We start from the raw sequence: 15,253 nt of genomic DNA, 5'->3' as shown, positions 1-15,253 counted from the left end.
TTTACTACTGATTTTTGAACCCTTATATCTAATTAATAACACAAATTACTTGTAATGTAACAGGAATGTTATAGTTTTGTGCTGCTAATTTTAACACACAAATGCTAGCTAACCAAACTGTTGTAAAAACGGGAAGTAAGAAGTATGCTCAATGGGCATTGAGCTTATGGCTTTCTATTTCCATTTATTGCTTTATCCAATCTATATTAAGGCACAGGCTTAACAACTACCTAATTTTTGAGAATACTTTTTTCAATTTAATTGGAGAGAAGTCATTGTATAATGCCTATCCAACCATCCATGATGATGCCAACCATTATGGGCCAATATTTGGATTGTTTATTGCCCCAGTTGCCATGTTACCTAGGTGGTTAGGGTTCATGTTATGGAATATTTTCAATTGTGTGTTGCTATTTTGGTCTATAAAGTCAATTAAACTGCCTAACAAAAACCTTGTTTATTTTATTGCACTGCCATGCCTGGCATCTTCTATGTTAAGCCAGCAGTTTAATCCAGCTACGGCAGCATTCATCATTTTTACTTATACGTTAAGGGACAAACACAATGGCTTTTGGTCGGCTTTTTTAATTGCATTGGGCACCATGATTAAGCTATACGGTATTGTGGGTTTAGCTTTTTTCTTCTTCATCAAGGATAAAAAATCATTCATCACCTATCTAATCATGTGGTTTTTGATTTTGTTCTTTTTACCAATGCTAGTTTCCTCGCCTACTTATATTGTACAATCATATAAAGAGTGGTCAATGTCTTTAGCGATTAAAAATGCAACCAATATCGGCTCATTAACTAATGATATTTCTATAATGGGCTTCGTGAGGAATCTCGTAGCTAGACCAATTTCTAATACGCCATTTTTAATTGTAGGCTGTTTGATGTTTGCATTGAGCTACCTCAATTTCTCTAAGTATAAAGATGATCGGTTTCAATTGCTGATTTTGGCTTCTGTGCTAATTTTTCCCGTGCTGTTTAGCTCAGGTTCAGAAGATTGCACCTACATTGTAGCCATTGCAGGTGTTGGCATTTGGTATTTACTGAGCGATAAAGGTGTTTGGCGGACAATTTTATTGGCGGCAGTGATATTGGTATCCTTTGATTTTCCATTAATGGTATTTCCGGATTATACTACACAGCATCCTTTTGCCATCAAGATGATTAGTTTACCCTATTTCTTGGTGTGGTTAAAGATATTAGCTGCCACGTTCAAATTACGCAGCGCTCCAGAAGTACAGTTGGCAGCTGATCAGCAAAAAACCGTTTTACTTTAGTTCGATTTCGGCCCTGCCCATTTGAAAGCCATCTGCATATAAAAAGATAGCGTAAACACCTTTGATAAAGGCCTTAGGGTTAATCCAGTCGATTTTATATCTGGTTTCATCGTTGTTATATGAAATCTCAATAGCATCGCTGTATTGCATTTGCTGCCCATCGGCCTCGAACATGTTGTTTTCGTTGGCAATTAAATTACCGGCGGGATCAATTACCCTCAAAAAAATCTTATGGTAGGTTTTTTCGGCAAGTTCGTTGGGCGCTATCGCGAAATCAATAGTTAATTTGTTAGTGGCACTTGCCTTGGTTACCGCTGATATTTTACCATTATCCTTTACCTTGAAAGCAGAGATGCTAATGTTTGCTGCCTTTAAAGAAGATCCTGCTTTAATTTTTTTGTTTAGATTTCGGTTCTCTTTGCGAAGATTTTCGGCCTGTTCGTTATAGTTGCTCAAGCTAGATTTTAAGCTGTCGCGTTCCGTTTTTAAATAGGAGTTTTCTTGTTCTAGTATAGCAATTTGGTTGTTGTAGCTTTTAACAAAATCACGCAGGGTGTTAATTTGTTTATGTGCTTCATCAAGCTCTTTCTGCGTAAGCTCCCCCTTTTTTAAAGCAAGTTTAAGTTCCGCAATTTTATTTCTTGCTAGTTTTTGTTCCTCAATTAAGCGATCGTTCAAGGTTACATTCAACATGTTAACCCTGTCTAGCTCCACTTCAATTTTTTCAACCTCCAATTTTAGTCGGTCTTTCTCCGTACTAATGGTTACAAACCTGTTACTTTGTTGTTGATCTTTAAAATATAAATATCCATTTATGCCTAGCAATGCTGCAATAACAATGATTAAGAAGTAAACTTTATTCCGATCTACCTTGTTATCCACGGCGTTTTCTTGTGTCTGCATCTTGTGTTTTAATCTTCAAAAAGTGATGTAGCAGCGTTAATGTAAATGCTAACTTAGCAAAAAATCTAAAAATGTATAAAAATAATGTCACTTTTGTAAGTAAAACCGAAAACGTACGTTAACCTTTATAGCTCACCACCAAATTGTTTGTACATGCTCATAGCCCTTCTTAAGCGACCTTTTAAACTAGCTCTTTTACTAATATCAGTTGTAATATCAACAGTTAACGCTCAAAGCGATATAAAAATTGCGCCTAAAAGAGAGTTTCGTGGCGTGTGGGTGGCAACTGTTACCAATATTGATTGGCCATCAAGGCCAGGTTTAACTGTCGACCAGCAAAAACAAGAGCTTATCGCTGTTTTGGAGCAGCATAAAAAACAAGGTTTAAATGCTATTTTACTGCAAATAAGGCCTACTGCAGATGCGGTTTATGCTAAATCGAGAGAGTTATGGAGCCACTGGCTAATGGGCAAACAAGGTTTAGCCCCTGCCGAAGGTTACGATCCCTTGGCTTTTGCTATTAAGGAAGCGCATAGCAGAGGCATGGAGCTTCATGCTTGGTTTAACCCTTATCGTGCCACTATGTCGGCTCGGTCGGTAACAAGTCCTGATCACATTACCAATAAAAAACCCGAGCTTTTTTACACCTATGGAGGGCAGAAGCTTTTTGATCCGGGACTGCCAGAAAATAGAGAATATATTACCCAAGTGATATTAGATGTAGTGAAAGGCTATGATATTGATGGCGTTCATTTCGATGATTATTTCTATCCGTATCGTATAGCTGGGCAAGTAATCAACGATAGTGCAACCTTTGCAAAATATCCCAATGGGTTTACCAAAATAGACGACTGGCGGAGGAACAACGTGGATATGCTGGTTAAAATGGTAAACGACAGCGTGCATCACTATAAAAAATATGTAAAGTTTGGGGTAAGTCCCTTTGCTATTTGGCGTAATTTTAGGGAAGATACATTGGGCTCTAAAACTAACGGATTGTCCAATTATGGTGAGTTATACGCTGATTCGAGGAAATGGGTGAAAGAAGGGTGGGTAGATTATATTAACCCCCAGATTTATTTTTCGTTTTCAAGAGCGGCGGCGCCATTTAAGGTTTTGCTCGACTGGTGGGGCAACAATACTTTTGGCAGGCATTTGTACATTGGGCAGGCCGCCTATTTGATTCATAATGGAACTACCAAGAGAGAAGCTGCTTGGGGTAAGCCTAATGAAATTCCTAATCAAATTAGGGCCATAAGGGCAAATAACCGTGTACAGGGCAGTGTTTATTTTAGCTCTAAATCCTTATCGACTGTAGCGAGAGGTTTAGCAGATTCCTTAAGGAATGATTTTTATAAATATCCGGCCTTGCCGCCACAAATGCCTTGGATTGATGATATAGCGCCTAATGAGCCCCAACATTTAACCGCTGACGCTACCGCTGATGGGGTACAGTTGAAATGGGCAAAACCACTAAGAGCTAAAGACGGGGAAACGGCATCTGGTTATGTGGTATACCGATTTAATGAAGGTGAGAAAATAAATAACTTGGATGCAAAGAATATCGTCAAAATTAGCTTTGAAGACTATACATTCTTTTTGGATACTACTGTGGAAAAAGGCAAAAGGTATAGTTATTTGGTAACTGCTTTGGATCGAATCAAAAATGAGAGCGAACCTAGTGGTCCTGTTGGCGTAGAAGCAAGGTAAATTACAATTTTCCGTCAGCTTCTTCGAATCATACTCGATAACTGATTTAATTTGTTTTCTTAGCTCGCCACCGCAGAGCAACTACTTTTTTCATCCTTTTGGTATTCAAACCCAAGTTCGATTATTAACTCATTGATAATTGGCTTCCAAAACCGATAATGATCTCGAACATTTTGGACAGTATGACGAAACGCAATTTACCGTCATCCTGAATTTAGCTGAGGGTGAGTTAGCTAGAGAGTATTGTAAATCAGATAAAGAATAGTCGAACTCAGATTATTAGTGCAGCCCAAATATTGCAAAGCGCTCTTTACACCATTAAAAACAAACGAAACTTGTTAAAAATAAGAGACAGAAAATTAGTGGGATGGAGATTTGAGACGCTATCGCTAGCATCACATAAAAAAGGCTACCCGAATGGATAGCCTCTTTCTATTAACTTAAAGCTTTAAAATTATTTCTCAGGCTCTAGCACCAAACGGATATAGTTATTTCCATTGAGGTATTTCTCAGCGGCAGCTTTGGTTGCTTCAATAGTTACGCCATTGATGCGCTTGCTATTGTCTAGCACCTGCTCAATGTTATCGCCATATTTTAAGCGATTTGACAAATAGTTTAACCAATAGCCATTATCACGCAGGCTTAACTCTTCTTGTCTCAACTCCTCCGATTTAAATTTCTGTAAGTCTTCCGCAGTCACTCCATTTTGTCTGAAAGCATTCACTTCCTCCAAAGCGGCGTTGATTAGTTTTTCTACGTTAGCTTTAGCGCAATTGAAAGAAATAGTGAAATAGTAATGAGCGGTTGGATATTTCTCTAAGCTTAAAGAAACACCAGGGCTATAAACGCCGCTTTCTTTTTCGCGTAGGCGTTCAGTAATTTTAATATCCAATGAGGCTTTCAACGCATCAAGCATTACATTGTTTTCTGCATTAAAAGTGTAATCATCATGGAAAATTAACTGAACTGTTGCTTTATCTTCCAATCCTTTTTTAACGGTTCTGCTCACCTTTCCTTTCGGAGGATTTATGCCGTTATCTACAAAGTTTTCGTTCTTATTTAACGCTGGTAAGCTTGCCAAATAAGTAGTAATTAAAGGCTTAATTTTCTCTACGTCAAAATTTCCAACGAAAACAAAAGTTTGCCCGCTATTATCTGCAAAACGATCTTTATAAAATGCAAAAGCCTTGTCTAAATTGATTTTATCTAAGTCGGCCACGGTATTAGGCATGCCACGTTTGTTGTAATTTGCCATCACTGCTTGTACGGTATCTGCATAAACACTGCTAGGATTACTGCTTTTGTTAGCGGTGATTACCTTCATATCGCTTACGTTTTTGTTAAAGATATCTGCATCCTTACGAGGGTTGGTGGCATAAGCGTAAATTAACTGGAAAGCAGTTTCTAAATCTTTAGGAGATGAAGAACCAGAGAAACCTTGGTATAAATCACCAATGTAAGCCCCAGCACCTACTGATTTCCCAGCTAAGTATTTGCTCAGTTGCGTAGGGTTAAAATCGCCCACGCCACTTTGTGCAATTAAGTTGGCATTTTCAGCCGAGATAAAATCATCATTGCTAGCTAACGATGCTCCACCTTTAGCAAACGAGGTAAAAATAACCTGGTCATTTTTGAAATCGGTAGGTTTTAAAACTACTTTAACACCATTGCTTAGGGTTAGCATAGTTACGCCCACTTTTTCATTTTTAGTTTGATTTACGATAGTTCCAGCTTTTGGCATTTGCGCAATAAGTGGTTTATTTACCGCATTATCTACGTAAGGCGTAACACCATTTCCAGCATTTTTTAAAGCAGCAATCAAAGCAGCTTCACTAGGTAAGTTCGCTTTTTCCTTTTCAGGTGCTTGCACCACTATAATTTGGTTATTTTTCGTAACCATTGCTTTTGCTGTAGCATTTATCTCTGCCAAGGTAATATTGTTAAGTAGCTTTTTGGTAAGCTCATAGGTAAACTCCTCAGATGGGATTGCAGAACCAATTAAGAAGTTGTTCAAATATTGTTGTACAAAAGCACTTGATTTGGTTTTATCTTTTTCCTTAAACTGCTTTTCATTGCTAGCTTCCAATTTTTTCTTCACGGTTTCAAGCTCACCTGTTGTAAAACCAAATTTTGCCATACGCTCGTTTTCTGCAAGTGCAGCAACTAAGGCTTTTTCAAGTTCAGCGCCTGTTTTAGCTACAGCAACAGTTTGTAGGGCGTTTAAATCCCAAATCATGCCGCCTTGGTAAGGGCCGTAAGCACTTTGCGCAAACAAGAAAGGTGCATTTCCCTTCTGCATAATTTCAGCAATACGCGAACCCAACATGCTATTGATCATGTTCTGCATCATCTGCAATTTATAATCAGCTTCAGTTTTTAAAGGTCCCTGCTTTTGTTTATAAATTACCTGAGCTACATTGTAAGGCTGCTCAGCATCGGTAGCAATTTTAACTAAAGGCTGTGCATTATCTGGAATGCTGTAATAAGTTCTAGGCTTTTCGTTAGCTGGGTTTTTTAAGCTAGAGAAATTCTCAATGATCAGCTTTTCCACTTCATTTACGTCGAAATCACCTACTGCAATTACAGTTTGTAAATTAGGGCGGTACCAATCTTTATAAAAATTGCGGATTTTATCATGTGTGAAGCTCTTTAACAAATCTACATCTCCAATTGGAATGCGCTTAGCATATCTTGAATCGCCTAATAAAAACGGTAGCAACTGTTTGCTCATTCTTTGCTGAGCATTTTTGCCACGTTGTCTATCTTCTTCAATAATTACACCGCGTTCATTGTCAATTTCTTTTCCATCCATGCTCACCTTTCCGGCCCAGTTAGCTAAAATTTTAAAGCCAGTTTTAAAAACGGCGGCACTATCAGTTGGAATTGGTAATTGATAAACAGTTTGGTTAAAGCCAGTATAGGCATTTAAATCGGCGCCAAAACGTACACCCGCCTTTTGCAGGTAATTGATGATTTCGTTTTTAGGGAAATCGGTAGTACCGTTGAAAGCCATGTGCTCAGTGAAGTGAGCCAAGCCTAACTGGTCTTCGTTTTCCATTAACGAACCAATTTTGTTACCTAGGTACAACTCGGCTCTGTTTTTTGGTTCAGCATTTTTGCGGATGTAATACACTAAACCATTAGGAAGTTTACCAATTTTTACGTTAGGATCTACCGGTAAAACCCCATTGGCAACTGGTTTGGTGGCAGCTTTTACAGCAGGCGCTTTCGTCGCTGGTTTTTTTTGGGCAATCGCTGGGTGTACTAATGCCAAAGAAAGTACACCAAGGGCAACTAAATGCAGATTTTTTTTCATTTTATAAAATTAGTTAAGAGGTAAATGTTAATTATTGTTTAGATGGAAAATATCATTAGAAGTTACAGGTTAATGGTTCATTTAGCGCTGTAACATTTCTTGTTGTTTTAAACCTTGATGATGATGTTTTTCTTATACATGGCCCATAATATCACATACCAACACATTACAAACGCAACGGCGTAGGCTAATGAGCTATTTAAAGGATTGGCGAAAGCAGGAGCAAACCAAGCCTTGTACGTGTAGCTTAATGCGCCAACTTTTTCTCCTTCAAAATCAATTTTTATCATGTTAAGCAACCTTGGCATTAAGCCTGATAAAAAAAATACGGTAATGGCATTTACACCATAAACCACAAAGGGTTTTGTAAAGCGATTGTACTGATTTACATCAATTAGCCAATAACTAAGCGATAAAATAATGGTGGCTAAACCCCCAGTGTAAAGCACATAGGAGCTGGTCCATAATGCCTTGTTAATTGGAAACTGCAAACCCCACAGCAAGCCGCCAATTACGGTTAAAGTGCCTACCGAAAACAACCAGGCAATTTTGGTAGCTGGTTCAACGTTTTTCTTTTTCAAGTAAACGCCAACCAACACGCCAAATAAACAGGTACAGATGGCTGGTATAGTGCTCAAAATGCCTTCGGGATCCCAAGTTTTGGCAGATTTCCACAAATGTGCTTCTGTTAAAATGGTACGGTCAAGCCAAGCGCCCAAGTTGGTTTCTTTTTCCAAGTTTGCGGGCCCAAAATCAGGTACTGGAACAAAATTCATTAACGCCCAATAGCCAAAAAGTAGCACCACCATGGTTTGGAAAATCCGTTTATCGCTTAGCTTTAAAAATACGATAGATGAAATAAGGAACACTACCGCAATACGTTGTAAAACTCCAGGGATACGCACCGTACTTAACGCTTCAAAAAAATTGAAATCGCTAAAATTACGCGGGAAGAATGCTAAGATAAAACCTAGTAAAAATAAGGTGATAGAACGTTTTAGTGCTTTGAAAATGGTTTTCGAGTGAGTAGTGCTGTCTTCTCTTTTGCTGCCCATGGCATATGCGATAGAAACGCCAACTATGAAAAGAAAAAATGGAAATACTAAATCGGTAGGTGTACAGCCATGCCATTCTGCATGTTCCAACGGAGGGTAAATGTGTGCCCAACTGCCAGGGTTATTTACCAAAATCATGGCAGCAACCGTTAGTCCTCTGAAAAAATCGAGCGATAAGAGACGCTGTGGTTTATTTTCCATACTGTTTAAATAAAAATATCTTCTATCATTTAGTTTGTTACGCTAAAGATAGAAGATATTTTTTAAACCCCTCTGCCCTTCTAACATCTTTCCCAAAGCGAGGGAAAATAAGTTCGCATTCTCCTTCTTCAGGATCAGCTAAGGGAGACTAATAGTGGTATCTTACGAAAGCTTCCATCGCCTCGTAATCGGCTAAACCTAAATCATCATAAATTTTTGCCGTTTCTCGGTTCCTGTCTTCCGCCCTTTGCCAAAACTCACGAGGGTCATCACCAGGGAAAACTGGAATATCCTTTTGAGATTGGTGTTTGAAAATAGCCAATTTCTTGCGTTCCACTTCGTTAGGGCTCAATGGAACTGCCATTTCAATTTCATGCGGTTCAAATTCATGCCAAGCACCTCGGTACATCCATAGCCAGCAGTCGTTTACCCAGTCTTCGGTAGCTCTTAAACGGCGTAATGCTTCTACAATGATATTAAAACAAACAATGTGCGTGCCATGCGGATCTTCAAAATCGCCAGCAGCAAATACCTGTTGTGGCTTTACTTTTTGAAGCAATTCCATGGTCATTTCTACATCTACATCAGAAACTGGATTCTTCTTCACTTTGCCGGTTTCATAAAAAGGTAGGGCCATAAAATGGATGTTTTCATCAGGAAGTCCTGAAAAACGAGCTCCTGCAATGGCTTCACCTTTTCTAATTAAACCTTTTACCAATTTGATTTCTTCGGTATCTACCTGATTAGGAAGTTTATTGGACATAAACTCACGCATATCTTCGTAAGTTTTTCTCATTTGTGTTTGGTCAATGCCCATTTTTTCAGAGAAATCGATGTTGAATTCAACGAAACGTAACACATCATCATCCCAAACCGCAGTATTACCCGAAGTTTGGTATGCCACATGTACTTCGTGACCCTGGTCGGCCAATCTGATAAAAGTTCCACCCATAGAAATTACATCATCATCAGGATGGGGAGAAAATACAATTGCTCTTTTCTTGGCAGGATTTGCCCTTTCTGGACGCTGACTGTCATCGGCATTAGGTTTACCACCTGGCCAGCCAGTAATAGTATGCTGTAATTTATTGAAGATATCAATGTTAATGTCGTAAACAGGGCCATGTTCGGTAGCTAACTGCGCCATACCATGGTTGTTATAGTCATCTTCCGTTAACTTTAGGATAGGTTTTTTCAAATGCCTTGCCAACCAAATTACCGCTTTACGGGTAAGTTCAGGAGTCCAATCGCAATCTCTTGCCAACCAAGGAGTGTTAAACCTAGTAAGGTCAGAAGCTGCATCTTGATCTAAAATAAACTCAACATTATCGGAAAGTTGTAAATAGGTTGCTGGTACTTCACTTGAAATTTCACCTTCAACGGCTTTTTTGATAATGGAAGCCTTTTTTCTATTCCAAGCCATTAAAATAATTTCCTTAGCTTTGAAAATAGTACCAATACCCATGGTTATAGCTTTGGTTGGCACGTTAGATTTACCACCGAAATCGCGGGCAGCATCTCTACGTGTCAAATCATCTAAAGTCACCAATCTGGTGCCTGAGTTTGGTGCGGATCCCGGCTCGTTAAAACCAATGTGGCCTGTACGACCAATACCTAAAATCTGAATATCCAGTCCGCCAAGTCTTTCTATTTTCTTTTCATATTCTAAACAGAAAGCTGGAATTTCTTCAAGTTTTAAAGTGCCATCGGGAATGTGTACATTGTTTCGGTCGATGTCAATATGATTGAAAAGATTTTCATTCATAAAGGTTACGTAACTTTGTACAGAGTTAGGTTGCATTGGAAAATACTCATCCAAATTGAAAGTAATTACGTTTTTAAAACTTAAGCCTTCCTCTTTGTGTAGCCTCACCAATTCTGCATAAACTGCTACCGGAGTAGCACCTGTAGCTAAGCCTAGTACTGCATTTTCGCCTTTTTGTTGTTTGTCTTTAATCAGTGATGCAATACGATTTGCAACACTTAAAGAAGCTTCTTTCGGATTTTTAAAAATACTTACTGGAAGCTTTTCGAACCTCGTTTCTTCTAAGAGATTTAATCTTGCCATTAATCTTGGTTTTTTATTGAACGGAGCAGTAAATATAGAACAGTTAACTATAAAAAAAAATAGCGGTAACTACCCGAATGCTTTAGCATTGCGTAAAAAGTGCCTTTAAGTACCAATGCAAGCGTTTGCACTTTTTAAAAAAATTAAAAAACTTTTTTTAGCGGCTTTGTCAAAAAGAGCTAAAAGCTATAAATCATGCTACTGCTTGCCAACTTGGATATAATTTTTGTTTATTTGGTTACTTATTTTTCAAGAAGATGAACCAAATCGCCAACCTTTACCAAAAATCAAATAAAGAAGAAAAACTAATCATAGGCCTAATGTCGGGAACCTCTATGGATGGTTTAGATATTGCCTTGTGCGCTTTTAAAGGTAACGGCACTAATACCGAAATTAAACTGCTTCATTTTAAAACAGCTGATTATACTGATGTATTTAGAAAACAGGTGAAGTCAATTTTTTCGAAACGGGAAGTTGACTTGGAGATGGTTTGTTTGATGAATGAACAGGTGGCCATTACTCATGCACAACTCATTAATGCTGCCATTGCAGAGTGGGGTTACCGAAACGATCAAATTGATTTCATTGCGAGCCATGGGCAAACAATTTACCATGCGCCCAAATCATTACATAAAAGGGAAGGGCTGCCCAATGCAACATTGCAAATAGGAGATGGTGATCATATTGCAGTGCATACGGGCATCATTACCTTGAGTGATTTTAGGCAAAAACATATCGCTGGAGGCGGAGAGGGAGCGCCTTTGGCCGTTTATGGTGATTATTTGATTTTTTCTAAAGAAAATGAAGATCGGATCATGCTTAATATCGGAGGAATTGCCAATTATACTTACTTGCCCGGCAGTTTAGATGCTGCTAAGGTGTTTTCAACAGATGTAGGTCCTGGCAATACGTTGATGGATCAATATGTGCAGCAGCATTTTGCAGGCTTGTATTATGATAAAGATGCTGCTATTGCAAGAAAAGGTAAAGTAAACGAAGCACTGTTGAAGGAATTGCTGAACGATAGTTTTTTCGGAGCGGCTTTTCCAAAAACTACGGGTCCTGAGCTGTTCAGTTTAAGTTACCTGGAGCATGCGCAAAAGGCAAGCGATACAGCATCTATTGCCAAAGAAGATGTAATGGCGACACTTTGCCGTTTTTCTGCGCAAGGTATTATTGACTCGATTCAAAGGGTGCTTAGCGATATGCATAACCCTGTGCTGTATCTAAGCGGTGGTGGGATGCACAACCCTTTGTTATTGGATTTTTTGAAGGAAGCATTGCCCCAAATCACCTTCAAAACCACCTCAGCATTAGAAATTCACCCAGATGCCAAAGAGGCGGTATTGTTTGCATTATTAGCTAATGAAACCCTTTGCGGTGGGCAAATTTATTTTGGTGAAAGGGTTAATGTGCCATCTATTTGCATGGGAAAATTGAGTTTGCCCAAATAAGTTGTAAGATATTTGCGTTTTTTTGCGGTATTGTAAAAATAAAATCTTGATATTTATCGGGATTTAGTTAATACTATATCGGGCAATTTTGCCAACAAACTAACCATTTATATTCACATCAGGTATGAAAAAACTCAAAACTTCATGGCAAGTCCATTTGAGGGTACTTTTTTTAGTGCCAATCTTTTTGCTGTTTTTCGTTACAGCAAATGCGCAAAGTAAACGTTACGTAATTACTGGAAAGGTTACTGAAGAAGGTAGTAAAGCCCCAATTCCCGGTGCAGGAGTGAAGGTGCAAGGTACTAATTTCGCCGTAGCCGCAAACAGCGATGGAACTTATTCTCTTAGTGCCAAACTTAACCCAGGCAACTATCAACTTTCAGTAACGTTCATCGGTTACAAAACCTCAACAAAACAAATCACGCTCGGAAGCAATACTAATGTCAATGCTGATTTTGCCCTAGGGCAAGATGCGATGGGATTGGATGAAGTGATTGTAACAGGTACTTCGCAAGGTACCACAAGAAAACAATTAGGTAGTTACGTTAGTACAGTTAAAGGCGATGACTTATTGAAATCACCTAGTGGAAATGTACTTTCGGGTTTACAAGGAAAAACTCCCGGCGCTCAGATTAGCCAAAATAGCGGTGATCCAGCAGGTGGAATGAGTGTAAGGTTGAGGGGCGTAAGTTCCATTAACTCTTCGTCGGATCCATTATATATCATCGATGGTGTTGTCGTAAATAATTCAACAACAAGAGTTACGAACACTTCTCAAAATTATGACGGAGCGAATTTCATTGGAAGTATTGGGCAGAATAGGATGGTAGATATCAATCCGAACGATATTGAACGCATTGAGGTGCTAAATGGTGCTGCAGCTGCGGCTATCTACGGTTCTAGAGCTAATGCAGGTGTTATTCAAATCTTCACCAAAAGAGGATCTTCCGGTAAACCACAAGTGAGTTTTTCAACCAGCATGATTATGTCTGAACTCCGTAAAAAGGTTGAAGTTAACCAGGCGCCAACAAAGTTTGGGTCTGCATTTGACGTGCCATTAGATGTCATAAGTCCGGCCGTAAATAATACCGTTGCCGTAACACGTTACAATTATCAGGATTATATTTTCCGAACTGCGATGGGTACGGATAACACCGTTTCAGTATCTGGCGGAAATGATGACACCAAATTCTACACATCAGCAGGTTATTTTAAAAATCAAGGGATTGTTAAAAACACTGATTTTACTAGATATAATTTTAGGGCAAATGTAGATCAGAAATTAAATAGTTGGGCTAAGTTGACAGCAGGTTTTAATTATGTTCATAGCAATGCGAATGAAAAACCTGATGGCAATTCTTTCTTTTCCCCGTTAAACTCTATTAATATAATTGGAAATTACTATGACATTTGGGCGAGAGATGCTTTGGGCAATCTGAAAGCAGTGAATATTAATGGACGAGTAAATCCTGTTTCCATAATAGAGGATATCAAACAAAGGCAATTTACAAATCGCATTATTGCAAACGCAGGTTTAAAATTAAATCCAGTAAAAAACCTGTCTATCGACTATACAATGGGTGTGGATAATTCGATCCAAAATGGAACAACATTCATTCCCCCATTTGCATACAATGCACAACCCGCATATTACGGCGGTGGAACAACCGGAGCGATAGACCCAACATTAAACGGTTACGCTAGTGCTGCAAATGCCACCACTACATTGTTTAATAATGAGCTGAACTTGACTTATAATGCTAAAGTGGTTGAAAATTTGTTGTCAACGACACAACTTGGAGGCTCTTTTCAGTATCAAAAAGATTTATATTCTCTGTTAAATGGTAGAGGTCTGGCGCCATTTGTACAAACGGTAAATGGTGCTAGCACAATGCTACCTAATAGTGATTCAAGATCTGAATTTGCCATTAGCGGAGCTTATTTACAGCAAAATTTCAAGTATAAGGACCACTGGTTTGTGACTGCCGCCATCCGTGTAGATCAATCTACCGTATTTGGTGAAGATCAAAGAACGCAAACTTACTTAAAAGCAAATATGAGCTATGTGCCGTCTTCAGCTGCTTATTGGAAAGATTTAGGCGTTTCCTCTTGGTGGGACTCATTTAAGGTGAGAGCAGCTTATGGCGAATCAGGTAACCTTACTGGTATTGGTCCTTACGCTCGATTCAACGAATATACTTCTTCTTCGTTCCTAGGCAAAACAGCATTAAATTCTAGCTCGACTTTGGCTAATACTTCTGTTGTGCCGGAGGTTCAAAAAGAGTTGGAAATTGGTACTGATATGTCTTTCTTTAAAAATAGATTAGGACTTACCTTTAACTGGTACAATAAAAAGGTAAATCAACTACTACTGCCAGTGGTTATTGCACCTACTAATGGTTTCTCGAGCTTGCTAGACAACTTTGGAGGCTTAAAAAACAAAGGTGTTGAGCTGATGTTAACAGGTATGCCATTAAAAACTGAAGATTTTAAATGGAATGCCAGCATCATTTATAATAGAAACAGAAATACAGCTGTTGGAACTGGGGGCTTAAGGTTGTTGAGTACAAATGCTGGAGCGCCTATTGCTATCATTGATGGCCAGCCTGTGGGTGTGTTTTATGGTACTTTCTTTGCACGTAATGCAGATGGAAGCTTATTAAAAAACGCAGCAGGTATACCGTTAACTGAAAGGGGCATTCAAACATCAGCTACTACCTACACAGTTCAAAGAGATGCCAATGGTTTGCCAACGGGAACTCCATTGCGTAAAGTGGTGGGCGATCCAAATCCTGATTATACGATGTCCATCGTGAATGATTTTTCTTATAAGAAATTTAATTTACGCATTCAGTTAGATGCCGTGCAAGGCGGTGAAGTATGGAATGCTGACTGGCGTACAAGACAAGGAGTTGGTAATGGAAAAGAAGCTGAGAAAGAGCATTTGGGAATTTATCCTCGTGGTTACATTGCTGGCGTATATGCTATCGAAGAATGGCGTGTTGATGATGGCTCTTTTGTTAAATTAAGAGAGATCTCTTTAAGCTACAATGTAGGAAAAGTTTCTTTCTTGAGAGATTTGACAGTTAATTTAAGCGGTAGGAATCTGGTATCATGGGATAATTATAAAGGATTCGACCCAGAGTTGAACTCTGGAGGTCAGTCAACTATTTTACGTAATATTGATTTCGGCTCTGTTCCAATTCCACGCACATTCACATTAGGTTTACAGGTTAAATTTTAATCATAAGAATTCAGAT

General features: G+C 38.8%; 8 protein-coding genes. 4 read left to right on the top strand and 4 right to left on the bottom strand.

The window, feature by feature from the left end:
* The first annotated feature begins 101 nt into the window (after nucleotides 1-101).
* Nucleotides 102-1,286 carry a glycosyltransferase family 87 protein gene (locus DUT68_RS12545; protein ID WP_113638551.1) on the top strand — a complete coding sequence of 395 codons (1,185 nt, stop codon included), beginning with the start codon at nucleotides 102-104 and terminating at the stop codon, nucleotides 1,284-1,286.
* On the opposite strand, the gene DUT68_RS12540 is transcribed toward DUT68_RS12545, so the two are convergent.
* The gene (locus tag DUT68_RS12540) at nucleotides 1,278-2,189 is read right to left on the bottom strand and encodes a hypothetical protein (RefSeq protein WP_113638550.1); all 912 of its coding nucleotides are present in this window, start codon (nucleotides 2,187-2,189) and stop codon (nucleotides 1,278-1,280) included. The two genes, DUT68_RS12545 and DUT68_RS12540, sit on opposite strands and share 9 nt — an antisense overlap.
* Before the next feature lie 153 nt (nucleotides 2,190-2,342).
* Between DUT68_RS12540 and DUT68_RS12535 the strand changes: the two genes are divergently transcribed.
* Nucleotides 2,343-3,899, top strand: coding sequence for a glycoside hydrolase family 10 protein (locus DUT68_RS12535; protein ID WP_113638549.1), 1,557 nt, complete (start codon nucleotides 2,343-2,345; stop codon nucleotides 3,897-3,899).
* A gap of 454 nt (nucleotides 3,900-4,353) precedes the next feature.
* Here the strand turns inward: DUT68_RS12535 and DUT68_RS12530 are convergent, their stop codons facing one another.
* The 3 genes from DUT68_RS12530 to nagB form a co-directional block, all read right to left on the bottom strand.
* Nucleotides 4,354-7,215: a M16 family metallopeptidase gene (locus tag DUT68_RS12530; RefSeq protein ID WP_113638548.1), complete on the bottom strand. Its 2,862-nt coding sequence runs from the start codon at nucleotides 7,213-7,215 to the stop codon at nucleotides 4,354-4,356.
* A gap of 107 nt (nucleotides 7,216-7,322) precedes the next feature.
* Complete coding sequence (locus DUT68_RS12525; protein WP_113638547.1) at nucleotides 7,323-8,471, bottom strand: acyltransferase family protein; 1,149 nt, start codon at nucleotides 8,469-8,471, stop codon at nucleotides 7,323-7,325.
* Between the two features lie 148 nt (nucleotides 8,472-8,619).
* The gene (gene nagB, locus DUT68_RS12520; RefSeq protein ID WP_113638546.1) at nucleotides 8,620-10,539 is read right to left on the bottom strand and encodes a glucosamine-6-phosphate deaminase; all 1,920 of its coding nucleotides are present in this window, start codon (nucleotides 10,537-10,539) and stop codon (nucleotides 8,620-8,622) included.
* A gap of 257 nt (nucleotides 10,540-10,796) precedes the next feature.
* Between nagB and DUT68_RS12515 the strand changes: the two genes are divergently transcribed.
* Nucleotides 10,797-11,993 (top strand): anhydro-N-acetylmuramic acid kinase, encoded by a 1,197-nt coding sequence (locus DUT68_RS12515; RefSeq protein ID WP_113638545.1) that lies wholly within the window; start codon nucleotides 10,797-10,799, stop codon nucleotides 11,991-11,993.
* Nucleotides 11,994-12,117: 124 nt separating this feature from the next.
* Nucleotides 12,118-15,237, top strand: coding sequence for a SusC/RagA family TonB-linked outer membrane protein (locus DUT68_RS12510; RefSeq protein ID WP_113638544.1), 3,120 nt, complete (start codon nucleotides 12,118-12,120; stop codon nucleotides 15,235-15,237).
* Nucleotides 15,238-15,253 lie beyond the last annotated feature (16 nt).

It is taken from the genome of Pedobacter zeaxanthinifaciens, from assembly GCF_003313335.1.
GTDB classification, from domain to species: domain Bacteria; phylum Bacteroidota; class Bacteroidia; order Sphingobacteriales; family Sphingobacteriaceae; genus Pedobacter; species Pedobacter zeaxanthinifaciens.
The sequence above is the reverse complement of the archived record's forward strand: the minus strand, read 5'-3'. Positions and strand labels throughout refer to the sequence as shown.

What these genes read in the sequence shown, in the direction of transcription:
- DUT68_RS12545 (WP_113638551.1), top strand. Translation starts at nt 102, where the DNA reads ATGCTAGCTAACCAAACTGTTGTAAAAACGGGAAGTAAGAAGTATGCT.
- DUT68_RS12540 (WP_113638550.1), bottom strand. Translation starts at nt 2,189, where the DNA reads ATGCAGACACAAGAAAACGCCGTGGATAACAAGGTAGATCGGAATAAA.
- DUT68_RS12535 (WP_113638549.1), top strand. Translation starts at nt 2,343, where the DNA reads ATGCTCATAGCCCTTCTTAAGCGACCTTTTAAACTAGCTCTTTTACTA.
- DUT68_RS12530 (WP_113638548.1), bottom strand. Translation starts at nt 7,215, where the DNA reads ATGAAAAAAAATCTGCATTTAGTTGCCCTTGGTGTACTTTCTTTGGCA.
- DUT68_RS12525 (WP_113638547.1), bottom strand. Translation starts at nt 8,471, where the DNA reads ATGGAAAATAAACCACAGCGTCTCTTATCGCTCGATTTTTTCAGAGGA.
- nagB (WP_113638546.1), bottom strand. Translation starts at nt 10,539, where the DNA reads ATGGCAAGATTAAATCTCTTAGAAGAAACGAGGTTCGAAAAGCTTCCA.
- DUT68_RS12515 (WP_113638545.1), top strand. Translation starts at nt 10,797, where the DNA reads ATGAACCAAATCGCCAACCTTTACCAAAAATCAAATAAAGAAGAAAAA.
- DUT68_RS12510 (WP_113638544.1), top strand. Translation starts at nt 12,118, where the DNA reads ATGAAAAAACTCAAAACTTCATGGCAAGTCCATTTGAGGGTACTTTTT.